This window comes from Citrobacter sp. XT1-2-2 (assembly GCF_023516235.1).
Lineage (GTDB): Bacteria > Pseudomonadota > Gammaproteobacteria > Enterobacterales > Enterobacteriaceae > Citrobacter > Citrobacter werkmanii.
Genome location: NZ_CP097324.1, coordinates 3,622,288 through 3,645,860, shown reverse-complemented (window position 1 = coordinate 3,645,860; position 23,573 = coordinate 3,622,288). Strand labels below are relative to the sequence as shown.

General features: G+C 53.4%; 23 protein-coding genes. 14 read left to right on the top strand and 9 right to left on the bottom strand.

All coding sequences use genetic code 11. The features are described 5' to 3' along the window. Positions 1-86 precede the first annotated feature (86 nt). Positions 87-497 carry a Cu(I)-responsive transcriptional regulator gene (cueR, locus tag M4I31_RS17460; RefSeq protein WP_069323978.1) on the top strand — a complete coding sequence of 137 codons (411 nt, stop codon included), beginning with the start codon at positions 87-89 and terminating at the stop codon, positions 495-497. Here the strand turns inward: cueR and M4I31_RS17455 are convergent. The 4 genes from M4I31_RS17455 to M4I31_RS17440 are packed head-to-tail and all read right to left on the bottom strand — an operon-like array spanning position 494 to position 4,717. After that, a complete protein-coding gene (locus M4I31_RS17455) occupies positions 494-1,210 on the bottom strand; it encodes a DUF3142 domain-containing protein (RefSeq protein WP_069323979.1) in 717 nt (238 codons plus the stop codon). The genes cueR and M4I31_RS17455 overlap by 4 nt on opposite strands. After that, entirely contained in the window at positions 1,180-3,324 is a 2,145-nt protein-coding gene (locus tag M4I31_RS17450; protein WP_085047616.1) for a hypothetical protein, read from the bottom strand. Before M4I31_RS17450 ends, M4I31_RS17455 begins: the two co-directional genes overlap by 31 nt. A gap of 20 nt (positions 3,325-3,344) precedes the next feature. Further along, positions 3,345-3,803 (bottom strand): NfeD family protein, encoded by a 459-nt coding sequence (locus tag M4I31_RS17445; RefSeq protein ID WP_085047615.1) that lies wholly within the window; start codon positions 3,801-3,803, stop codon positions 3,345-3,347. Beyond that, positions 3,800-4,717, bottom strand: coding sequence for an SPFH domain-containing protein (locus tag M4I31_RS17440; protein ID WP_003831073.1), 918 nt, complete (start codon positions 4,715-4,717; stop codon positions 3,800-3,802). Before M4I31_RS17440 ends, M4I31_RS17445 begins: the two co-directional genes overlap by 4 nt. 402 nt (positions 4,718-5,119) lie before the next feature. Between M4I31_RS17440 and fetA the strand changes: the two genes are divergently transcribed. After that, a complete protein-coding gene (fetA, locus tag M4I31_RS17435; RefSeq protein WP_085047614.1) occupies positions 5,120-5,797 on the top strand; it encodes an iron ABC transporter ATP-binding protein FetA in 678 nt (225 codons plus the stop codon). After that, the gene (fetB, locus tag M4I31_RS17430) at positions 5,784-6,563 is read left to right on the top strand and encodes an iron export ABC transporter permease subunit FetB (protein WP_038638405.1); all 780 of its coding nucleotides are present in this window, start codon (positions 5,784-5,786) and stop codon (positions 6,561-6,563) included. Before fetA ends, fetB begins: the two co-directional genes overlap by 14 nt. Before the next feature lie 78 nt (positions 6,564-6,641). Here the strand turns inward: fetB and M4I31_RS17425 are convergent, their stop codons facing one another. From M4I31_RS17425 to tesA, 3 genes are read right to left on the bottom strand one after another with little or no spacing between them, the layout of a single operon-like run. Further along, positions 6,642-7,496 carry a co-chaperone YbbN gene (locus M4I31_RS17425; protein ID WP_085047613.1) on the bottom strand — a complete coding sequence of 285 codons (855 nt, stop codon included), beginning with the start codon at positions 7,494-7,496 and terminating at the stop codon, positions 6,642-6,644. Positions 7,497-7,554: 58 nt separating this feature from the next. Next, positions 7,555-8,325, bottom strand: a complete 771-nt coding sequence (locus tag M4I31_RS17420; protein ID WP_069323983.1) for an SDR family oxidoreductase — start codon at positions 8,323-8,325, stop codon at positions 7,555-7,557. Between the two features lie 28 nt (positions 8,326-8,353). Beyond that, on the bottom strand, positions 8,354-8,980 hold the full coding sequence (tesA, locus tag M4I31_RS17415; RefSeq protein ID WP_121529995.1) for a multifunctional acyl-CoA thioesterase I/protease I/lysophospholipase L1: 627 nt from the start codon (positions 8,978-8,980) through the stop codon (positions 8,354-8,356). Between tesA and ybbA the strand changes: the two genes are divergently transcribed. From ybbA to M4I31_RS17385, 6 genes are all read left to right on the top strand, one after another. Then, positions 8,948-9,634: a putative ABC transporter ATP-binding protein YbbA gene (gene ybbA, locus M4I31_RS17410; RefSeq protein ID WP_008783992.1), complete on the top strand. Its 687-nt coding sequence runs from the start codon at positions 8,948-8,950 to the stop codon at positions 9,632-9,634. The two genes, tesA and ybbA, sit on opposite strands and share 33 nt — an antisense overlap. Further along, positions 9,631-12,045, top strand: a complete 2,415-nt coding sequence (gene ybbP / locus M4I31_RS17405; protein ID WP_085047612.1) for a putative ABC transporter permease subunit YbbP — start codon at positions 9,631-9,633, stop codon at positions 12,043-12,045. The genes ybbA and ybbP overlap by 4 nt, the downstream gene beginning before the upstream one ends. 187 nt (positions 12,046-12,232) lie before the next feature. Further along, on the top strand, positions 12,233-13,366 hold the full coding sequence (locus M4I31_RS17400) for a porin (RefSeq protein WP_085047611.1): 1,134 nt from the start codon (positions 12,233-12,235) through the stop codon (positions 13,364-13,366). Positions 13,367-13,611: 245 nt separating this feature from the next. Beyond that, positions 13,612-14,442, top strand: coding sequence for a MetQ/NlpA family ABC transporter substrate-binding protein (locus M4I31_RS17395; RefSeq protein ID WP_038638419.1), 831 nt, complete (start codon positions 13,612-13,614; stop codon positions 14,440-14,442). Positions 14,443-14,505: 63 nt separating this feature from the next. Beyond that, positions 14,506-15,522 (top strand): virulence-associated ABC transporter ATP-binding protein SfbB, encoded by a 1,017-nt coding sequence (gene sfbB, locus M4I31_RS17390; RefSeq protein WP_085047610.1) that lies wholly within the window; start codon positions 14,506-14,508, stop codon positions 15,520-15,522. Further along, the gene (locus M4I31_RS17385) at positions 15,515-16,174 is read left to right on the top strand and encodes a methionine ABC transporter permease (RefSeq protein ID WP_085047609.1); all 660 of its coding nucleotides are present in this window, start codon (positions 15,515-15,517) and stop codon (positions 16,172-16,174) included. The genes sfbB and M4I31_RS17385 overlap by 8 nt, the downstream gene beginning before the upstream one ends. Here M4I31_RS17385 and mnmH read toward each other — a convergent pair whose 3' ends face one another. Next, positions 16,175-17,269 (bottom strand): tRNA 2-selenouridine(34) synthase MnmH, encoded by a 1,095-nt coding sequence (gene mnmH, locus M4I31_RS17380; protein ID WP_085047608.1) that lies wholly within the window; start codon positions 17,267-17,269, stop codon positions 16,175-16,177. Between the two features lie 69 nt (positions 17,270-17,338). Continuing rightward, positions 17,339-18,265 (bottom strand): HTH-type transcriptional activator AllS, encoded by a 927-nt coding sequence (gene allS, locus M4I31_RS17375; protein WP_085047607.1) that lies wholly within the window; start codon positions 18,263-18,265, stop codon positions 17,339-17,341. A 227-nt stretch (positions 18,266-18,492) separates the two neighbouring features. On the opposite strand from allS, the gene allA reads away from it, so the two are divergent. From allA to glxR, 5 genes are all read left to right on the top strand, one after another. After that, positions 18,493-18,975, top strand: a complete 483-nt coding sequence (gene allA, locus M4I31_RS17370; protein WP_038638430.1) for an ureidoglycolate lyase — start codon at positions 18,493-18,495, stop codon at positions 18,973-18,975. A 75-nt stretch (positions 18,976-19,050) separates the two neighbouring features. Continuing rightward, complete coding sequence (allR, locus tag M4I31_RS17365) at positions 19,051-19,872, top strand: HTH-type transcriptional repressor AllR (protein ID WP_038638433.1); 822 nt, start codon at positions 19,051-19,053, stop codon at positions 19,870-19,872. 84 nt (positions 19,873-19,956) lie between these two features. Then, positions 19,957-21,738, top strand: a complete 1,782-nt coding sequence (gene gcl, locus M4I31_RS17360; protein ID WP_038638436.1) for a glyoxylate carboligase — start codon at positions 19,957-19,959, stop codon at positions 21,736-21,738. 12 nt (positions 21,739-21,750) lie between these two features. Next, positions 21,751-22,527, top strand: a complete 777-nt coding sequence (hyi, locus tag M4I31_RS17355) for a hydroxypyruvate isomerase (protein ID WP_085047606.1) — start codon at positions 21,751-21,753, stop codon at positions 22,525-22,527. Between the two features lie 100 nt (positions 22,528-22,627). Next, entirely contained in the window at positions 22,628-23,506 is an 879-nt protein-coding gene (gene glxR, locus M4I31_RS17350) for a 2-hydroxy-3-oxopropionate reductase (RefSeq protein ID WP_085047605.1), read from the top strand. Positions 23,507-23,573: the final 67 nt, after the last annotated feature.

Below are 23,573 nucleotides of genomic sequence, written 5' to 3'. Positions count from 1 at the left end.
CGGTTACTTATTGACCTTGGCAATCGTTTTGACTAACTGTTATAAAGGTTAAACCTTCCATCAAGGGGAAGGTCAAGGGAGAAGAGATGAATATATCCGATGTTGCTAAAAAAACCGGTTTAACCAGCAAAGCGATACGCTTTTATGAAGAAAAAGGGTTAGTGACGCCGCCGCTGCGTAGCGAAAATGGCTATCGTACATACAACCAACAGCATCTGAATGAACTGACGCTGCTGCGTCAGGCGCGGCAGGTTGGTTTTAACCTGGAAGAGTGCGGTGAGCTGGTAAACCTGTTTAACGATCCGGCGCGTCACAGCGCGGACGTAAAAAAACGCACATTAGAAAAAGTCGCGGACATCGAGCGGCATATCAGCGAGCTACAGGCCATGCGCCTGCATTTACTGGCGCTGGCGGAGAGTTGCCCTGGCGATGACAGCGCCGAATGCCCGATCATGGATAATCTTTCTGGCTGCTGTCATCACAAAGCGAAGGTTTAACGGCGAGGGGGATTAAGCATAAACACCACCGTGCCGCGGTACCACGGGGATTTCTCCAGCTGCGCTTCAGCCTGCAGATCCCGGCTACCGTTTTGCACCAGTCCCAGCTTAAATGGAATGCGCAGGCGGCTGAGCGCAGGCAGATACGCCTGGTAATTCGGCACCGTGCGCCGTCCCTGATAGCTCTGCACTACCAGTTCATCAACCGCCAGCGCGTTTAATGTGGCGACGTCGCCCGTTTTGGCCCAATCCAGTAGTCCGGTCACGCCAAGCGCAAACTCGGCCGGTAGCTGTTGGCGTAGCTGCTGTAGAAAACGGGCGTAATCGGTTAGCTGGTGGGTCGCCGCGTCAAAATCAACCTGCAGGCCGATGACGTGGTTGCCAGCGTTCTGCCAGCGTTGCATCAGCCGTATGATACGGGCAGGAATCACCTCCGGCACGTCGAGCGTGGTAAAGCGGACCGTCAGCCAGATTGAGGGAAAAGTCAGTCGACTGACCGGCAGTCCCAGGCGCTGGAAAACCACGTTACCCGACCGAACCAGCACCTCGCCCTGATGCAGATAGACCGTTTGCGCGTTTTTCAGCTCGTCACTGGCTTTCACTCCGGACCACAGCCAGAAGGCCGGATGGTCACGCGCGGCGACGATATCCGCCGCCTGTGCCTGGCCCACCAGTAGCGCGGTTACCAGTAATATTTGAGTTTTTGCGCCCACGGGCTTCCCGGATACTGCGTTTTCAGTTGGGTGAACCAGCCCTTACGCTGCTGTTTATCCACGTCTTCACCGCCACATTCGTTAGAGCCAGATGGCGCATAGCACATGATGGCGCGATACAGTGCGAAGCTCTTATCTTCGACTTCCGCGGTGGGTGAGGTGATTATCTGCTGATAGTAGCTTTGCCTGTCGAACTGGCCGAACGGTTGCTTACGAGAAATTGCGGCTTCAAGCACATCGTTGCCGGTGCTGTTTTTCCAGAGGTCGACATGCGTTTGCGTGGTACGGAAAAATTCACCTAAACAGTTCAGTGCGTGGGCATCATCCGCTTTTTTGCTCAGGACCGTTACCGTTTCATTGAGGCTGCGACAGGTGTAACCGGCCTGAGCCGCATCGCCGTTCCAGTCAAAAGTGCTCAGGTTGACGTCGTTAAACGCCTCGTCAATGACCGGCGGCGTGATGTCGCTGACAAGCTTTTTATCGTTTAACCAGTCGCCAAAACGATTCTCGGTAAGATCCCGTACCAGCAGCGTATGCAGGGCGATGGTACGCTCTTCGTTATTGGGCCCATGGACGGCCTGCTGGCGCAGTTGTTCCAGTGTGGCCTGTGTTTTCAGCACCTGCGAGCGAAAGCGCAGGTTGGTCACGGCGCTTTCCGGGGCGAAGATTGCCGCTACGTCACCGCTATAAACCAGCGTGGCGGCGAGCTTAGCCTGTACATACTGCCGCTGTTCGTTGTCCTGGCTGACTTTCAGCAACTGCTGCCAGAAATCACGCGCCGCAGCCCAATTCTTCTGGCCCATCAGCGCTTCGCCGTACAGCACCTGCTCGCTGAAGGCCAGCGTATCGCGCGGTGCCAGTTTTTGCGCTGGCGCGACCGCCTGGATAATCGCCGCATAGTTGCCCGTCGCCAGCCACAGATTCAGTTGCAGATCGCGCCACAGCGGCAGTTTTTGGCTCTGCTCAAACACCGGCTTGCTGGCGTCGAGTTGCGCCTGGGTCAGCGTGGGTTTGTTATCGCTATTCAGACGCAGCGCGCGTAACAGTTCGATGTAGCTGACTCGCGGCGCATCGGGGAAGGCTTCCAGCACGGATTGCTCGTAGAACGCCATGCCGTAGACATTATCGTATTCGATGACAATTTTACGCAGCTGCTGCGCGTCAGCCGCTTGCTGGATCGTCTGCTCATACAACCCGGCCAGTTGCGGCCACGCCTGTAAATACCAGTTAATACGACGCAACATACCGCGGGTGGAGTCGGCGTATTGCCCCTGCGGAAAGCGTTGCAAATAGGCTTGCGCCAGAATCTGAGCCTGAGAGGCGTCCTCGCGGTTAATTTTAGCGATGTCAAAATCGCCATATTCGCCCACGCTGTTCTGACTGCTCTTGTTCAGCGCCGTACGCATCAGCATGTATTGCGCGGTCTCCGCCAGCCACGGGCGATCGCTCTTAGCGAGCTGAGCGAAATCCCGTTCGGCACTGGCATAATCACCCGCATAGAAGCTGGCGGCTGCCACGAGATAACTTTTGTAGTGTTGAGCTGGCGAATCCGCCGGGAGAGTGGCGAGAGATGACTCAATCTGTTCACGGGTCGCGTCAGAGTACAGCCCCATACGCGCTTGCGCTAAGGCCTGGCGTTGCTCTGCTGTTAACGCGGCATCGGCCAGCAGTGCGGCAAAATACTGGCTGACGCTCTCGGTATTATTCGAAACATGACGGTTCTCATGCTCAGCGTCGTTGAGATTGGCTTCATCCGCATTAATGTTCAGCTCGGCCATCTGTCGGGAGAGGGGGCTATCTTCAGCGGATACCGGGGCAGAGGCTGGTTGTGGGGCTGTTTCATCCCATTGCGGATGATACGCAAAATAGAAATCGCGGGAGCGGGTGATATCTTCAGGCATCGACTGCACGGGCAGATCAAAAGCTTTTTCCTGGCTCAGCAGCCGCAGCAGGTTGTCGCGGCTGTCGTTTTCCGGGTTAAAGGTCGGCGTTCCTTTCAGCAGGCAGCTGTCGTCGCTCCATTTGCAGTCTTCCATATCGAAGGAGGCGAATGCCTGAGGCGTGCCAGCCAGCAAAGAACAAAGGGCAACGGCGAGAGACGTCTTCCTGATCATAGTCTGAATTCCTGTCTATTTTAGTGTGGTACCGCTTTGATAATCAGGGTAATTCCCTCAACGGCAATGACTTCAACCTGCGTTCCCGCGCTCAAATCGTCGCGGGCGCTGACGGGCCACGAACTGTCGCCGACGCGCATATGTCCGCGACCATTGACCAGGGCGCTTTCCAGAATAAATCGACGGCCAACCAACTGCTGACCGCGCTGGTTAAGATGGCTGTCGGCTGGTTTCTGCTCTTTCACGCGTTTTGCCAGCCACTTCCACCACAGCCAGGCCGCCAGCAGCGTGAGTACAGCAAACATCGCTCCCTGCCACGCCCAGTCGAGCGGGACGAGCCAAACTACCAGTCCGGTTAGCACCGCTGCCACGCCGCTCCATAGCAAATAACCGTTGCCGCCCAGCATCTCGGCGGCGAGCAACAGACCGCCGAGGCTGAGCCAGAAGATGTGCGGATGTACCAGAATCATCGCTATCATGATTTTTTCCGCTCGCTGGCGCTGTCCTTAACCAGTTCCGCGATCCCGGCAATGGAGCCCATCAGGCTGCTGGCATCCAGCGGCATCATCACCACTTTGCTGTTATTCGACGAACCGATATGCTGCAACGCTTCGGTGTATTTCTGCGCCACGAAGTAGTTCACGGCCTGGATATCCCCGGCGGCAATGGCTTCAGAAACCATCTGCGTTGCGCGGGCTTCTGCTTCCGCGGAACGTTCACGCGCTTCAGCCTGTAAAAACGCGGACTGACGTTCACCTTCCGCTATCAGGATTTTTGACTGCTTCTCACCCTCCGCCTTGACGATTTCCGCTTGGCGGATACCTTCGGCTTCCAGAATGTAGGCGCGCTTGGTACGTTCGGCTTTCATCTGCGCGTTCATGGCGTCAATCAGTTCCGCCGGTGGACGCACGTCACGAATCTCAATACGGGTGATTTTGATGCCCCAGGGATTGGTGGCCTCATCAACAATATGCAGCAGGCGCGTGTTGATGTTGTCACGCTGGGAGAGCATTTCATCAAGCTCCATCGAGCCGAGAACGGTACGAATGTTGGTCATGGTCAGGTTGATGATTGCCAGTTCGAGGTTACTGACTTCATATGCCGCTTTCGGCGCGTCGATCACCTGAATAAAGCACACAGCATCAATCGAGACGTTGGCGTTATCTTTGGAGATGACTTCCTGAGAGGGGATATCAAGCACCTGCTCCATCATGTTGATCTTACGACCAATACGATCCATGAACGGCACAACAAGGCTTAACCCAGGTTGCAGAGTTTTGGTGTAACGTCCGAAACGCTCCACCGTCCACTGGTATCCCTGTGGGACGATTTTGACGCCTGCGCCGACGATGACCAGCGCGACAAAAATAAGAATAGGAATAAAAATGAGCATTGATGAAACCTCCTGTTGTGCTGTCCTTTACTGCTTCATTAGTCAAATTATACCCGATTAATCAAGGTGGCTCCCCTATAATAAATTACAGGAATATACCCTTCATACTTCAAGCTGCATGTGCGTTAGCTACGTTATTCGGCCCATCCTTGGGCCTCGCCCCTGCGGGGCCGCTGTAAGCAGCGTTCAAATCTGCTCCCGGCAGATTTGTCGTTCACTCCAGTCACATAGTTAGCTATGCTCCTGGAGATTAATGAGGGACATCCATGTCCCTCACCGAAGGCCAGCCTTTGGCTGTTCAAATTCGTTCCTGACGAATTTGTCACTCACTTGCCGCCTTCATGCAACTCGAATTATTTTGGGTATAGACTGTCTGCACGAAAGAGGAAAAAAGGATCGATAATGGAAGAAAGCAGCATTTTGCTTCAGTTGAAAAATGTCGCATGGCAGGCAGGGGCGACGCAGGTTCTCAATAACATCTGTTTTAATCTCGATGCCGGAGAGTTTAAGCTGATTACCGGCCAGTCCGGCTGCGGTAAAAGTACGTTACTGAAGATAGTGGCGTCGTTAATTAGCCCGAGTTCCGGTGAAATCCTTTTTGAGGGCAAGGAGATATCAACGCTAAAGCCTGAAGCTTATCGCCAGCAGGTCTCTTATTGCGCGCAAACGCCCGCTTTGTTTGGTGACACCGTCTACGACAACCTCATTTTTCCCTGGCAAATTCGCGATAAACGCCCGGAACCGGATGTATTTCTGGAAGACCTGGCCCGTTTTGAGTTGCCCGAGAGTATCCTCAAAAAAGGGATCAATGAACTGTCCGGCGGGGAAAAACAGCGCGTCTCGTTAATTCGTAATTTGCAGTTTCTGCCTAAAATCCTGCTGCTTGATGAAATCACCAGCGCGCTGGATGAGTCCAACAAACGTAACGTGAATGAATTAATTCACCACTATGTTCGCGACAAGAAAATTGCCGTGCTGTGGGTGACGCACGATAAAGATGAGATTAATCACGCGGATAATGTCATAACTCTTCAACCGCACGCCGGAGAAATGCAGGAAGTCAGCAATGAACGAGCATAATATTACCAATGAATCACTGGCGTTAGCGATGATGCTGGTGGTGGTCGCCATACTGATCAGTAACAAAGAAAAGCTGGCGCTGGAAAAAGATATTCTCTGGAGCGTTTGCCGGGCGGTGGTTCAGCTTATTATCGTCGGCTATGTGCTGAAATATATTTTCGGCGTCAATCACAGCATTCTGACCTTATTAATGGTGCTGTTTATCTGTTTTAACGCCGCCTATAACGCGCAAAAACGCAGTAAATATATTGATAACGCTTTTCTCTCGTCGTTTATTGCCATTACGGTTGGGGCGGGGTTGACGCTGTCGGTACTGGTGTTGTCCGGCTCTATCGAGTTCACGCCGATGCAGGTGATCCCAATTTCCGGGATGATTGCAGGCAATGCGATGGTGGCGGTGGGGCTGTGTTACAACAATCTGGGGCAGCGGTTTAACAGTGAACAGCAGCAAATCCAGGAAAAGCTCAGCCTCGGCGCGACGCCGAAGGTTGCTTCCGCGCCGCTGATTCGCGACAGCATTCGCGCCTCGCTGATCCCGACGATCGATTCCGCCAAAACCGTGGGGTTGGTGAGTTTACCGGGGATGATGTCTGGGTTGATTTTTGCCGGTATTGATCCGGTAAAAGCGATTAAGTATCAGATTATGGTGACGTTTATGCTGCTTTCGACCGCCAGCCTGTCAACCATTATTGCCTGCTACCTGACCTATCGGAAGTTCTATAATTCACGCCACCAATTAGTCGTAACGCATTTGAAAAAGACGTGATGTGATGCCGGAGGGAGCGGTATTTGTCGAATTTCCAGGCCCGATAAGCGCAAGCGCCATCGGGCAAAATCAAACGGATTAGTACAGCAGCGCGTACAGCTGGCGGCGGTATTTCGAAGCCAGCGCATCGCCGGTTCCCAGCGCGGCAAGGATCTCCTGGAAGGTCTTACGCGCCTGACCGTCGGCAGCGGTAAGATCTTTCTTCAGGTGGCTGAACAGCAATTCCAGCGATTCTTCGTTACGTCCGACCTGATGCAGTTGAATGGCTAATTGCGTGGCCAGCGCGGCATCCTGCGGGTTGCTGGCAACTTGTAGCTGCAACTGTTGGATTTCCGGCGTATCCGCCGCCTGCTTCAGCAGTTCAATCTGTGCCATCAGTCCCTGATAACGGGTATCCTGATCTTGTAACGGAATCGTTTTCAGCACCGCTTCGGCATCGTCAGAACGATTGAGGGCGATTTGCGTTTCCGCCAGCAGCAGGCCGATTTCGCTGCTCTGGTTGGAGATTTGCCAGGCTTCTTTCAGCAGCGGCAGCGCATCCGCGTGATTACCGGCTTCGATAAACTCGATAGCCTGGCGTGCTTTCAGCTCTTCTTCGCTCGGCAGCACTTTCTCCAGCAGCGCGCGAATAACCTCTTCTGGCTGCGGACCCTGGAAGCCATCTACCGGCTGACCGTTCTGGAACAGATAAACCGTTGGGATCGCGCGCAGTCCAAACTGGGAGGCGATCATCTGTTCCGCGTCGCAGTCGAGCTTAGCGAGAATAAACTGACCATTATACTGGGCGGCAAGGCTCTCCAGCACCGGCGTTAATTGCAGACAATGCTGGCTGCGCTCAGACCAAAAATAGAACAGGACCGGTGTGGTCATCGACTGTTCAAGGGTCTGCTGCAGGTTAGATTCATTAATATTAACAATATTCTGTGTGGACATGGAGTTACTCTCTTTTGTCGATTTCTTGTTACATGGGGGCTGACGCGCGAGCTTCAACTCAACCCTGTAAAATTTTGTCCATTATGCGGCCTGGCAGCAGGCGTTTAAGCAGCATAACGGCCCAGGTCACCAGCGTAACCGGGTAACGTAGCTTCGGTTTGTCGCTTTCGAACGCGTGACGCACTTTGGCGACAACCGCTTGTGGTCCCAGCGTAAACCGCGCGGCAATGCCGGGATTTTCCACGGGGGCATCGCTTTGCGTCTGGTTGACGTTTTCGGTAAAGCGGGTGCGGATGGGGCCCGGTTCAATCAGGCTGACCTTAATCCCACTGTGACGCAGCTCCATACGCAGCGCGTCGGACCAGGCTTCCAGCGCATATTTACTGGCGGCATAGGCGCCACGTCCCGGTGTGGAGATCAATCCCATTACCGAGGAGGTCATCACGATGCGTCCTTCGCCGTGAGGTAGCATGGCGGGCAACAGGCGCATGGTAAGCTGATGTGCGCCAAAGAAGTTGGCGGAAAACTGCTGCTCCATCTGCTCGCGGCTAATCGTGGGCAGTGGGCCGTAGACGCCGTATCCGGCGTTGTTAAAGATCCCATATAAACGATTATCGGTCAGGGCGATCACCTCATCGGCGGCGCGATCCACGCTTTCGGGTGAATCCAGATCCAGCAATACGCCGGTGAATCCCATGCTGTTCATACGCGCGACATCGTCAGGTTTGCGGCAGCCGGCCAGAATTTGAAAACCCTGGCGCTTTAGCTCAAGTGCGCTTTCCAGGCCGATTCCGCTGGAACATCCTGTTATTAAGACCGATTTTTGCATAACTTTACCTGTCAGGATCTCCGTTGAATTACGAGTCGTGATTAACTAGAGGAGTGAGATGTTGCGCCATCCAGTCGGCAATAAACGGCTGGGCGTCACGATTAGGGTGAATACCATCATCCTGCATCCACTGGGGTTTCAGATAAACCTCTTCCATAAAAAAGGGCAGCAGAGGGATATCAAACTCTTTGGCGAGCTTTGGATAAATCGCGCTAAAGGTTTCATTATAACGGCGACCGTAGTTTGCCGGCAGACGAATTTGCATTAATAGCGGTTCGGCATTTGCCGCTTTCACGTCCTGCAAAATCATGCGCAGGGTTTGTTCGGTTTGCGCAGGCGCAAAGCCGCGCAGGCCATCGTTGCCGCCAAGTTCGACCAGTACCCAACGCGGCTGGTGCTGCTTGAGTAATGCAGGCAGACGGGCCAGGCCCTGCTGCGAGGTGTCGCCGCTAATGCTGGCATTCACCACCGGCGTTTTGGTTTGCCATTTATCATTAAGTAGCGCAGGCCATGCGGCGCTGGCGGACATACGGTATCCGGCGCTCAGGCTGTCACCCAGAATTAATAACGTGTCCGCAGCGGCGGCGCGGAAAGTTAACAGGACCAGGAACAGGAAAGGCCAATGCCAGCGGAAAACATTGTTGAAGTTCATCATCTTAAGAAATCCGTCGGTCAGGGTGATCATGAGCTATCCATCCTTACCGGAGTTGAACTGGTTGTCAAACGCGCCGAGACCATTGCGCTGATTGGCGAGTCGGGATCGGGGAAATCCACGCTGCTGGCGATCCTCGCCGGGCTGGACGATGGCACCAGCGGTGAAGTCAGCCTGGTGGGGCAGGCGCTACATACCATGGATGAAGAAGCCCGGGCGCAGCTGCGGGCAAGACATGTGGGATTCGTTTTCCAGTCATTCATGTTAATCCCGACCCTGAACGCGCTGGAAAACGTCGAACTGCCCGCGCTGTTGCGTGGCGAAAATAGTGGTAAAAGCCGCGACGGGGCCAAAACGTTGCTGGAGCAACTTGGGCTGGGAAAACGTCTGGATCATCTTCCGGCCCAGCTTTCCGGCGGGGAGCAGCAGCGCGTGGCGCTGGCACGGGCCTTTAACGGGCGTCCGGATGTGCTGTTTGCCGATGAGCCGACGGGCAACCTCGATCGCCAGACCGGAGACAAAATTGCCGACCTGTTGTTTTCTCTGAACCGGGAACACGGCACCACCCTGATTCTGGTGACGCATGACCCGCAGCTGGCGGCGCGTTGCGACAGGCGCTTACGTCTGGTGAATGGACAGTTGCAGGAGGAGGCATGATTGCCCGTTGGTTCTGGCGCGAATGGCGCTCGCCTTCATTACTGATTGTCTGGCTGGCGCTGAGCCTGGCGGTAGCCTGCGTACTGGCGCTGGGCAACATCAGCGACCGTATGGAAAAAGGGCTGAGCCAGCAAAGCCGCGAGTTTATGGCGGGAGATCGCGCGCTGCAAAGTTCACGTACCGTGCCGAAAGCGTGGATTGACGAGGCGCGGCAGCGGGGGTTGAAAGTCGGCGAGCAGCTGACTTTCGCGACCATGACTTTTGCCCGTGACACGCCGCAGCTGGCGAACGTCAAAGCGGTGGATGAAGTGTATCCGATGTACGGCACGTTGCAGACCAATCCGCCGGGTCTGAAACCGCAGCCAGGCTCGGTGTTGCTGGCCCCACGCCTGATGGCGCTGCTCAATCTAAAAATCGGTGATTCTATTGACGTCGGAGACGCCACGCTGCGCATCGCCGGCGAGGTGGTGCAGGAGCCAGATTCCGGTTTTAATCCGTTCCAGATAGCGCCGCGCCTGATGATGAGCATGGCGGATGTCGAAAAAACGGCGGCGGTCCAGCCGGGAAGCCGCGTGACATGGCGCTATAAATTTGGCGGAACGCCGCAGCAACTGGACGCGTACGAAAAATGGCTGTTGCCGCAGCTAAAGCCTGAACAGCGCTGGTACGGGCTGGAGCAGGATGAAGGCGCGCTGGGGAAATCACTTGAACGTTCACAACAGTTTCTGCTGCTGTCGGCGCTGTTAACGCTGCTGCTGGCGGTCGCTGCGGTTGCTGTGGCGATGAGCCATTATTGCCGCAGCCGTTACGATCTGGTGGCTATACTGAAAACCCTCGGCGCGGGCAGAGCGCAACTGCGTAGGCTGATTGTTGGTCAATGGCTGATGGTGCTGGCGTTGTCTGGCGTGACCGGTGGGCTTTTCGGGCTGTTATTTGAGCACGCGCTGGTGGTGTTACTCAGGCCGGTCCTGCCCGGCGATCTGCCGCCCGCCAGCCCCTGGCCGTGGCTGTGGGCCTTAGGCACCATGACGGTAATTTCGCTGTTGGTAGGGTTGCGTCCTTATCGGCTACTGCTGGCGACGCAGCCGCTACGTGTGTTACGCCGTGACGTGGTGGCAAACGTCTGGCCGCTGAAGTTTTATTTGCCGGTGGTATTGGTTGTTGTGGTCGTCCTGCTCGCTGGACTGATGGGGGGAAGCCTGCTGTTATGGGCTGTGCTGGCCGGTGCGGTAGTACTGGCGCTGGTGTGCGGCGTGCTCGGTTGGATGCTGCTTAACGTGCTGCGTGGTCTGACGCTCACCTCGCTGCCGTTGCGTTTAGCGGTCAGTCGACTGTTGCGCCAGCCGTGGTCAACGCTCAGTCAACTGTCGGCATTTTCACTTTCCTTTATGCTGCTGGCGCTGCTGCTGGTGCTGCGCGGCGATCTGCTCGATCGCTGGCAGCAGCAAATGCCGCCGGAAAGTCCAAATTATTTCTTGATCAACATTGCCAGTGAACAGGTTGTACCGCTGAAGTCATTCCTGTCGGAACATCAGGTGATCCCGGAATCGTTCTATCCCATTGTACGTGCGCGTCTGACAGCCATTAATGATAAGCCGACCGAAGGAAATCAGGATGAGGCGCTTAACCGCGAACTTAATCTGACCTGGCAGGATACCCGCCCGGATCATAACCCGATAACTGCCGGAAGCTGGCCGCCAAAAGCGGGGGAAGTGTCGATGGAAGAAGGGCTGGCGAAGCGGCTAAACGTGAAGCTCGGCGATCGGGTGACCTTTATGGGCGATACCCAGGATTTCAGCGCCACGGTCAGCAGCCTGCGTAAAGTGGACTGGGAAAGCCTGCGGCCTAACTTCTTCTTTATTTTCCCTTCCGGGGCGCTGGACGATCAGCCCCAGAGCTGGTTAACCAGCTTTCGTTGGGAGAACGGCAACGGCATGTTGACGCAGCTTAACCGCGAATTCCCGACCATCAGCCTGCTGGATATTGGCGCCATCCTCAAACAGGTGGGCCAGGTGCTGGAGCAGGTAAGTAGAGCGCTGGAAGTGATGGTGGTGCTGGTTACCGCCTGCGGCATGTTGTTGCTGTTGGCGCAGGTTCAGGTGGGGATGCGTCAACGTCATCAGGAACTGGTGGTCTGGCGCACGCTGGGAGCAGGCAAGAAATTGCTGCGTACCACGCTGTGGTGCGAGTTCGCTATGCTCGGGATGGTCGCCGGGCTGGTGGCGGCCATCGGTGCGGAAACCGCGCTGGCTGTATTGCAAACCCGCGTATTTGACTTCCCGTGGGAGCCAGACTGGCGGCTGTGGGTTGTGCTGCCGCTTTGTGGGGCATTGCTCCTCTCTTTATGCGGCGGATGGCTCGGTTCACGACTGCTTAAAGGTAAAGCGCTGTTCCGTCAGTTCAGTAATTAATTCCTGCCAGTGATGATTACGCACCGGTTTTTTAAATCGGTGCGTTTTTTTATCTATGTAGCACAAATTGATAACCCCTTGATATTTAACAGCACAGAACAATAAAAACCCAACAACACGAGTGTATTAATAAACGTTAATATTTGTATGCTTAATAATTGGCAGGCTATCTATCAAGGTACAAATAATGACTATAAAAAAAACGGCGCTGGCGGTATCGATCGGCGCAGCAGTGGCATTAACGACTTTCGCTTCCCAGGCGGAAATCACGGTCCTGAAACAAGATCCGCAGGCGGGCGATCCGCTGAGCCGTCTTAACTTCACCGTCGGCGGGAGTATTCGTCCGCAGTTCCAGAATATGGCCGGTGACGATGGTAAGAATGGCTACAAACGTAATGGCTTCGACGGCGGGACGCGTTTCCGCTTCGCCGCAGACTACTATCTGTTTGATGATATCAGTTGGGTGAGCTACTACGAGCTGGGCGTTAACTTCCCGGCCATGTTCAACTGGGATAATCACTACGCTGACGGCGCCAACGATACCACGCGTCGTATGCTGTACACCGGTCTGAAGAGCGCGACCTGGGGTACGCTGACCTTCGGCCAACAGAACAGTATTTACTATGATGTGGTCGGGGCGAAAACGGATATCTGGGATTACGATATGATCGGTCAGGCGCCAGGTAACGGTATCAATGGCGACTATGACGGTTCCTATCGTACACGTAAATCGTTGAAGTATAAGAAAACGGTGGGGGATGTTGATCTCTACGCATCTTATCTGTTCAGCGATGATTACAACCCGAACAACGGCCTGCGCTACAAGCGTAAAGGCGGCGGCTCGTTGGGTGTGGATTACCACATCACCGATGACCTGACCTGGGGTACGGCGTGGAACTACACCCGTGCGGAAATGCGTGGCGACACCAGCAAAACCTACGATCAAAACATCGTCGGTACCGCACTGAGCTGGAAACCGGACAACTGGACCTTCTCAATGGGCGGCGGCTGGTATCAAAACTTCATGACCACCAAAAAAGTTTCGGTTAACGACTACTTTGCCGGTGATGCCTGGGGTCTGGAATACTTCGCGGGTTATACCTTCCCGATTGGTCAGTATGCGCTGAAATCTGTTCAGCCGTACTTTATGGGCGATCGTATCGAATATGTGAATGGTCGTAACTATCTGCGTACCGACAACGGTGTGGGTATCAGCTTCCAGTTGGATTACGGTTTCCGTGTGGATTACGAACACGTCTTTACCTCCAGCACCGACAACCTGGGCGATATGAACCTGGTGCGTCTGCGTTACGACTTCTAAGTCAATTTTCCTTCCAAAGCCGGGTAGCCAGGGCGTTATCCGGTTTTTTACTCTCCGTTGCCGAAAAACGCATAAGCACCTCCCTTGCACATTCAACGACATACTTCGCAACATCATGAAATAATTTCAAGGACAGCGGGTTGTGATCTGTGTCATGTTAGAAATCTGCCTGTTATCAGGCCAACGAGAACAACGCCGCATGAACGGCGTGAGACATGACACCACAACGTTAAAATGGAGAAAATATGGGATTGCGTCAGAGTTTACGCGTCGCGACCGGGGCGCTGTTACTGGCCTGCGGCTTACAATTTGCTCATGCGAACAGTGACCCGCATACCATCGTGTTTGGCGTCGCGCCTGGACCGTACGGCGATATGGTGAAACAGGCTATTGCCCCTACTCTGAAAGAGAAAGGCTATAAGGTGGTGGTGCGCGAATTCAGCGACTACGTGCAACCGAATATGGCGCTCTCCAACGGTAGCATTGATGCCAACCTGTTTCAGCACTCGCTCTATTTTGACAAATTCACCGCCGATAAAGGGCTGAAGCTGAGCAAGCTGATTGTGGTCCCAACGGCCGGGATGGGGTTTTACTCGCACAAAATCAAAAGCCTGGATGAGTTGAAAAAAGGGGATGTGATCACGCTGTCCAACGATCCGACCAACCTGGCCCGCGGTCTGCGTTTCCTGCAATCCATTGGCCTTATCACCATCAAAGACAATATCGATCCCACGAAAGCCTCCGAGCGTGATATCGCCAGCAACCCGAAAGGGCTGGTGTTTAAACCCTTGGAAGCGGCGCAACTGCCGCGTACTTTGGACGGTGTGACCGGCGCGCTGGTCAACGGTAACTTTGCCGTGGCGGCAAAACTGGATCTTTCCAGCGCCATCAAGCAAGAGCATCTGGATGAAAACCTGAAAAATATCATTGCGGTACGCAGTGAAGATGCGGATAAACCGTTCGCGAAAGATATTGTTGAAGCGGTGAAGTCTCCGGCGTATCGCGCGGTGATCGACGATCCGCAAAACATCTACAGCGCTTTCCAGAAACCGGAATGGATGTCGGCAGCCCAATAATCGCTGCATGCAAGGGTTAACAGGGGCAGCGGCGACTGCCCTTTTCGCATTTCTGAGGTGGATATGATTGAGATAGAAAAGGTTTGCGTGGATTTTACCGCAGGCCGTGGACCCTCAACCCGGGCGGTTGATGACGTCAGCTTGCATATTGGCGCGGGCGAGATATTTGGTATTGTTGGGACCAGCGGTGCGGGGAAAAGTACGCTACTGCGCACCTTGAACGCCTTAACGCGTCCGAGCAAGGGAAGTGTGAAGGTGAACGGCGTAGAAATTTCTGCGCTGGAAGGCACTCAGTTACGTAAAGCGCGTCAGCGCATTGGCATGATTTTTCAGCACTTTAATCTGATGCATACCCGCACCGTGGCGCAAAACGTCGCCTTTAGTCTGAAAGCTGCCGGATGGGAACGCAGCAAGATTGCTCCACGCGTCACGGAGATTCTGGCGCTGGTCGGACTGTCTGATAAGGCGAACCGTTTTCCGGTTCAGCTCAGCGGTGGTCAGAAGCAGCGCGTGGGTATTGCCCGTGCGATTGCCAATCATCCGGATGTGTTGCTGTGTGATGAACCCACTTCCGCGTTAGATCTCGAAACCTCGGCCACGATTCTGGCGCTGCTTAAGCAGATCAACCAACAGTTGGGGATCACGATCGTGCTGATCACTCACGAGATGAACGTGATCAAATCGATTTGCGATCGCGTGGCGGTGATGTCAGGCGGCAAGGTGGTGGAGTCCGGGGAGGTGTTTGACGTTTTTGCTCACCCACAGCACGCCTTCACCCAGCAACTGGTGTCGCATACCCTCAATCTGACGCTACCTGAGCGTCTGCGCCAGCATCTGCCCGGCCAGTTGCTGAAAATTCTTTTTATCGGCGATTCGGCGGAACAGCCTGTGCTGTCAGAAGTTGCGGTTAAATTTGGCGTGGCGGTGAACATTCTGCACGGCAAAATTGAATATATCGGCGAACGCGCGCTGGGGATTCTGGTGGTACAACTCACCGCGCCGCACAACCCTTCTGCGGTGGATGTCGCCGTGGAACATATTCGTCAACGTACTGCTCAAGTGGAGGTGATTCGTGGATGATTTATTGCCTGATTTGACGCTGGCGTTTAATGAAACCTTCCAGATGCTGAGCATCTCAACGATGCTGGCGATTATTGGCGGTTTGCCGCTCGGTTTTCTAATTTTCGTCACCGATCGGCATTTATTCTGGCAGAACCGTTTTGTGTATCTGCTCAGCTCCGTGCTGGTAAATATTATCCGCTCGGTACCGTTTGTGATCCTGCTGGTGCTGCTGCTACCGCTCACCCAGTTTTTGCTCGGCAATACCATCGGACCGATTGCCGCCTCCGTGCCGCTTTCCGTGGCGGCGATTGCTTTTTATGCCCGGCTGGTGGATAGCGCGCTACGTGAAGTGGATAAAGGCATTATTGAGGCGGCGGAAGCGTTTGGCGCCACCCCGATGCGCATCATCTGCACCGTGTTGTTGCCGGAGGCCAGCGCGGGACTGTTGCGTGGACTGACGATCACGTTGGTGAGCCTGATCGGTTACTCCGCGATGGCCGGGATTGTCGGCGGCGGTGGGGTAGGTGACCTGGCGATTCGCTTTGGTTATTACCGCTATGAAACCCAGGTCATGATCGTCACCGTTGTCGCGTTGATTATTCTGGTGCAGGTCGTGCAGGTGCTGGGCGACTGGCTGGCGAAACGCGCGGATAAGCGCGACAGGCATTAATTACTGTGCGTTAAGCCATCCGGCAACGTCCTGCCATGTGCCGCGAAAGACGATTTTCGCGGCTTTCTTTTCCAGTTGATAGCGATACATCGGGTCGTAATACTCGTTGAGCAACGGCACCAGCCAGCCCATGTGGGCGTCGGTACTGCCCGTCGACTGCTGTTCGCGCAGAGCCACGTCAAGCAGGGCGGTCAGCTCGGCAAAACGCTGTAACCCCAGACGACGGCGAATAGCGAACAGGCCGTGGTGCAGATACTCACTGTATTCCTGCCAGCCCCGGTTCTCACCATAAGCGTGGGTAAAATCGTGGTGCATGCGTACGAAATACTCCTCGCGCAGGCGCTCCAGACGCAGCTCAAAAGGATCGTCCACCACCGCAATGGACGCCTCGGTCATGCGCTCGCGCAGGCATTCGGGCAGATGGTTAGCGCCGATCATGCGGCCTTCATCTTCCAGCACCCACTGGCGTAAATCCTGTCGGCTGTCCGTTTTGAGCATTTCGACCGCCAGCAGGTTTTCAAAACTCGCCTGGCTTAGCTGCGGCTCTACGGTACGTCCAAACGAGGAACCGCGATGGTGCGCCAGTCCTTCGAGATCCACACCGTTCGGCTGCTGTTGAACCAGTTGCGTTTTACCGTTCCCGGTACAGCCGCCAATTAAGACGATCGGTTTTTGCACCAATTCTTCCGTTATCCGTATGACCGCCTGGCGCAGAGCCTTATAACCGCCCTGTATCAGCGGATAGTCAATGCCGGACTCGTGCAGCCACTGCTGCACAATATGCGAACGCTGACCGCCGCGCGCGCAGCATAAATATCCTTTTGGGTGTTGACGACAGGCATCCTGCCAGGCGTACATGCGCTGTTGGCGGGTTTCACCCGAGACCAGTTGATGGCCCAATTCCAGGGCAGCCTCAGGCCCCTGACGTTTATAACAGGTACCGACGGCGGCGCGTTCGTCATCGTTCATTAAGGGGAGATTGACTGCGCCCGGCATCGCGCCTTGTTGAAATTCGACGGGGGCGCGTACATCGATAATAGGCGTACCGGCGAGCAGAATCGCGCGATAGTCCTGTGCTGTTTGTGTGTCTTGCATAGTAAAAAACGAAACCTCAAATCATCTTGCGTATCATTTTACGCGCCAAAGAGCAGGATGACTTGATTTTCAATTGCGTGCATTGTTGAAAATTGCTAAAAATCCGGCGATTTCTGGTTTTCGCTGCGTAAATAACGTCACAATATCTTCCACAGCCTTACCTGCGCCAAACTTATGCCAGGCGAGACTTAAGGGGGAAGGGGGACGCATGGTAGGAATAATGCTACTGACCAGTTGCCCGTTATCAAGCAATGGCTGGCACAGCGGTTGCGGAACAAAGCCGATACCCACCCCGGCAAGATGCGCCGCAATTTTGGTTTCCATGTCCGGGACAATAATCTCTTTTTGGCCGGGAAGCCGCCACGCGACCCGTTTGGTCAGGGTGCGCGCACTGTCTTCAATGTTGATCGCCGGAAAACGGCGCAACTGCGCTTCCGTTAATGGACCACTGACGTCTGCCAATGGATGATTCGCCGACATAACAAACCGCCACTGAACAGACCCCAAAGGATCGAGGGTAAAGGTGTTGGCCATTGGTTCAGTACCCGTGACGCCGATAGCCAGAGAGAATCCTTCATACAGCAGTGAATCCCAGACGCCCATATAGATTTGCCGGGAAAAGTGAAACTGAGTAAAGGGATAGCGGGCGTTAAGCCAGGATAACAGGCGAGCGACGGCTTGCGGGCTATACAGCAGGTTGTTGACCACGATATTCACCTGACGCTCTACGCCGTCGTTCACTTGCTGTAATTCGCTGGGCATGCTGTCCAGCCAGGCGAGCCAGTCCTTTGCCTGAGAAAGAAGATGCGAGCCCGCGGCGGTTAACGTAACGCTGCGGGTGGTGCGAAAGAACAGAGCAACCCCGGTATTTTCTTCCAGAAGCTTAATGCGATAGCTGATGGTGGCCGTGGTTTTACACAAGCGAGCCGCCGCCCTGGAGAAACTCCCTGTTTCGGCTACGCCAATAAAAGTACGCAGTGTTTCTGGATCAAACATCGTCAGCTACTCCCTGAATGCTCTTCCGCAAGCCTGATTTCTTGTTCTCTGATTTATAAGTATTTTTACATAATGGCCTTGTTTAAATTGTGGTCTAAATCGAATTTTGGAAAAATATTCCAACTTTTGTGTTGATGTTAAATCCCGAAGGTTTTAGATTGCATGATATTGAAGCCGCTAACTGTTCTGGCTGCGGTTCAGAGGAATTCAGTTACAAGGAAAAGATGATGAAACTTGAGGTATTACCGTTAAATCAGCACACATTCAGCGCCTATGGCGATGTCATCGAAACCCATAAACGTGATTTTTTTCATATCAATGATGGGTTGGTTGAACGTTATCACGATCTGGCTAATGTGGAGATCCTTGAGCAGGACCGAACGCTCATCAGCATTAACCGCGCGCAACCGGCAGCGATGCCTATTATTGTGCATGAACTGGAGCGCCACCCGCTGGGTACCCAGGCATTTATGCCCATGAAGGGCGAAGCGTTTGTGGTGATTGTCGCGCTTGGTGAGGACAAACCCGATCTTTCCACCTTAAAAGCCTTTATCACCAATGGTCAACAGGGGGTGAATTATCACCGAAACGTCTGGCATCACCCGCTGTTTGCCTGGCAAACCGTGACCGATTTCCTGACGGTCGATCGTGGTGGTAGCGATAATTGCGATGTTGAACGTATCCCGGCACATGAACTCTGTTTTGCGTGACGCTATTGGCCTTCTTGCTTAATATGAGCATATTGTTCATTGTTTATGCTCATATTTTGGGCCGGAGTAAATGTAGTGGAGACGGAAGTAAGACGGCGCGGCAGGCCTGGACAGACGGAGCCGGTTGCGCAGAAAGGCGCTCAGGCGCTCGAAAGAGGTATTGCGATTTTGCAGTATCTCGAAAGAAGTGGGGGGAGTTCGTCAGTCAGCGATATTTCCGGCAGTCTGGATTTACCGCTCTCCACGACTTTTCGCCTGCTAAAGGTTTTACAGGGGGCTGATTTTGTCTATCAGGACAGTCAGTTAGGATGGTGGCATATCGGTTTAGGCGTCTTCAATGTGGGCTCCGCGTATATTCATAATCGCGACGTCCTGTCGGTAGCCGGACCATTTATGCACCGATTAATGCTGCTGTCAGGCGAAACGGTGAATGTCGCGATTCGTAATGGCACTGAAGCGGTGCTGATTGGCCAGAAGGAGTGCAAATCGATGGTCAGGATGTGTGCACCTTTGGGCAGCCGTATGCCGTTGCATGCTTCCGGTGCGGGGAAAGCACTGCTTTATCCGCTGATGGAAGAAGAGTTAATGGACATTGTCGTGAAAACGGGTTTGCAGCAGTTTACGCCGAACACGTTGGTGGATTTTCCTACTCTGCTGCGTAATCTGGAACAGGCGCGCGAGAATGGCTATATCGTTGATCACGAAGAACATGTTGTTGGATTGAATTGCATCGCTTCGGCTATCTATGACGATGCAGGCAGTGTAGTGGCTGCCATCTCTATTTCGGGGCCCGCATCCAGACTGACGGAAGATCGTTTTATTAGTCAGGGGGAGCTGGTACGGGATACAGCACGAGATATCAGTACGGCGCTTGGGTTAAAAGCACCCGTAGCTTAAGTCGCAACCCGCTCAGAGGAGCGGGACTTTTTTGGATTTTTTTAAAGTTGGAAAAATTTTCCAATAAATAGAGGTAGAAAGAAAATGGCAAAAATGAGAGCCGTTGACGCGGCAATGTATGTGCTGGAAAAAGAAGGTATCACCACCGCATTTGGCGTGCCTGGAGCGGCAATCAACCCGTTCTATTCCGCAATGCGTAATCACGGCGGCATCCGTCACATTCTGGCTCGCCACGTTGAAGGCGCCTCCCATATGGCGGAAGGTTATACGCGTGCCGCTGCAGGCAACATTGGCGTCTGCCTTGGCACTTCAGGCCCGGCTGGAACTGACATGATCACTGCACTGTATTCCGCCTCTGCCGACTCTATTCCTATTTTATGTATCACCGGCCAGGCGCCTCGTGCCCGCCTGCATAAGGAAGATTTTCAGGCTGTCGATATTGAATCTATCGCCAAACCGGTCAGCAAAATGGCGGTAACAGTACGTGAAGCGGCACTGCTGCCACGGGTTTTACAGCAGGCATTCCACGTCATGCGCTCAGGTCGCCCTGGCCCGGTGCTGATCGATTTGCCTTTTGATGTCCAGGTTGAAGAAATCGAATTCGATCCCGACATGTATGAGCCGTTGCCGGTCTACAAACCTGCCGCCAGCCGCAAGCAAATTGAGAGAGCGCTGGAAATGCTAATCCAGGCGGAACGTCCGGTTATCGTAGCGGGGGGCGGGGTGATTAATGCTGATGCTTCCGCACTGCTGCAACGTTTTGCGGAGCTGACCCATGTACCGGTTATCCCCACGTTGATGGGCTGGGGATGTATCCCTGACGATCATGAGTTAATGGCTGGCATGGTCGGGCTACAAACCGCGCACCGCTACGGAAATGCCACGCTGCTTGCTTCTGATATGGTGTTCGGTATTGGTAACCGTTTTGCTAACCGTCACACCGGCTCGGTCTCGAAGTACACCGAAGGGCGCAAAATCATTCATATCGACATTGAACCGACGCAAATTGGCCGTGTTCTGTGCCCGGATTTGGGCATTGTTTCCGATGCCAAAGCCGCGCTGACCTTGCTGATTGACGTCGCTCAGGAAATGCAGAAAGCCGGACGTTTACCTTGCCGGAATAGCTGGGTTGATGAATGCCAACAGCGTAAGCGGACGTTACTGCGTAAAACCCACTTCGACAATGTCCCGGTGAAACCACAGCGTGTCTATGAAGAGATGAATAAAGCCTTTGGTCGCGACGTTTGCTACGTCACCACCATCGGATTATCACAAATTGCCGCTGCGCAAATGCTGCATGTGTTCAAAGAGCGTCACTGGATCAACTGCGGCCAGGCAGGCCCTCTCGGCTGGACGCTGCCTGCGGCATTAGGGGTTTGTGTTGCCGACCCAACACGCAATGTCGTCGGGATTTCGGGGGATTTTGACTTCCAGTTCCTGATTGAAGAACTGGCGGTAGGCGCGCAATTCAATATTCCTTACATCCATGTGCTGGTCAACAACGCCTATCTGGGCCTGATTCGTCAATCGCAGCGTGCTTTTGATATGGATTACTGCGTCCAACTGGCGTTTGAAAATATCAACTCCAGCGAAGTAAACGGCTATGGCGTCGATCACGTCAAAGTGGCAGAGGGATTAGGTTGTAAGGCTATTCGCGTCTTCAAACCTGAAGATCTCGCTCCGGCGTTTGAGCAAGCCAAAGTCCTGATGGCGCAGTATCGCGTTCCGGTTGTTGTCGAAGTGATCCTTGAACGAGTGACCAATATCTCGATGGGTAGCGAGCTGGATAACGTGACCGAGTTTGAAGAGGTTGCAGACGGTGCAGTTGATGCGCCAACCGAAACCTGTTTTATGAAATATGAATAGAGGAGGTGACAGATGTTACGGTTCTCAGCCAATCTTTCCATGCTGTTTCTGGAATACAGTTTCCTTGAGCGTTTCGACAAAGCGGCGCAAGCGGGGTTTCGTGGCGTAGAGTTTATGTTTCCCTACGATTACGACATTGACGTCTTAAAGGAAAAACTGCAGACCAACAAGCTGGAGCATACGTTGCATAATCTCCCCGCCGGAGATTGGGCTGCGGGTGAACGTGGTATCGCCTGTATTCCGGGGCGCGAAGAAGAGTTTCGTGATGGTGTGGCCGCGGCTATTCGCTATGCGAAGGGGCTGGGCAATACAAAAATCAATTGCCTGGTAGGTAAAACACCGGCGGGTTTTTCGGCTGAACAGATCCAGCAAACGCTGGTGGAAAATCTGCGCTATGCGGCCAACATGTTAGCGAAAGAAGATATTTTATTGCTGATTGAGCCGATCAACCATTTTGATATTCCTGGTTTCTTTCTCACCGGTACGCATCAGGCGTTAGCGTTAATTGATAGCGTCGGATGCAATAATATCAAAATTCAGTATGACATTTATCATATGCAGCGCATGGAAGGGGAATTAACCCAGACCATGACCACGTGGGCAAATAAAATAGGTCATTTGCAAATTGCAGATAACCCTCGTCGCGGAGAGCCAGGGACCGGGGAAATCAATTATGACTTTATTTTTAAGTTTATTGATAAATCAGGTTATGACGGGTGGGTAGGCTGCGAATATAAGCCGCTGACGACCACCGAAGCAGGATTATCGTGGATTAATCAGTATCGATAATTTGTAAGTAATTTCAGGCAACACTATTTTTTCCACTCTGTTGGAAGGGAATCGTTTTGCCTGAATTCAGGAATACCGACAGATATAAAAGAGGTTGCAAATGAAACTGGGATTTATTGGCCTGGGTATTATGGGATCGCCAATGGCGATTAATTTGGCTCGCGCCGGACATCAATTACATGTCACGACCATTGGACCGGTGGCTGAAGAGTTGCTGTCACTGGGGGCGGTTAATGTTGAAACTGCGCGTCAGGTGACTGATTTCGCAGATATTATATTCATCATGGTGCCGGATACGCCGCAGGTTGAAGAAGTGCTTTTTGGTGAACACGGATGCGCTAAAACTGTATTGCAGGGAAAAACCATTGTCGATATGAGTTCTATTTCTCCTATCGAAACCAAGCGTTTTGCTCAGCAGGTTAATGAACTTGGCGGGGATTATCTGGATGCGCCCGTGTCCGGCGGGGAAATTGGCGCTCGTGAAGGGACGCTGTCCATTATGGTTGGCGGTGAACCTGAAGTATTTGAACGGGTGAAACCGCTCTTTGATATTCTGGGAAAAAATATCACTCTGGTGGGCGGGAATGGTGATGGCCAAACCTGTAAAGTGGCTAACCAAATTATCGTGGCCTTAAATATTGAAGCCGTTTCTGAAGCGCTGGTATTTGCCTCTAAAGCGGGCGCAGATCCGGTTCGCGTGCGTCAGGCATTAATGGGCGGGTTTGCCTCATCTCGTATTCTGGAAGTACATGGTGAGCGCATGATTAAGCGCACTTTTGATCCCGGATTCAAAATTGCACTGCATCAAAAAGATCTCAACCTTGCATTACAAAGTGCCAAGGCGCTCTCATTGAATTTGCCTAATACGGCAACTTGTCAGGAGTTATTTAATACCTGCGCCGCGAATGGTGGAAGCCAGTTGGATCACTCGGCAATGGTTCAGGCCCTGGAATTAATGGCTAATCATAAATTGTCATGATCGTTGGTATCGCTGCAATCCTGCAGCGATACATTTTAATCAGACACACTTTGGAAAGGTGCATGTC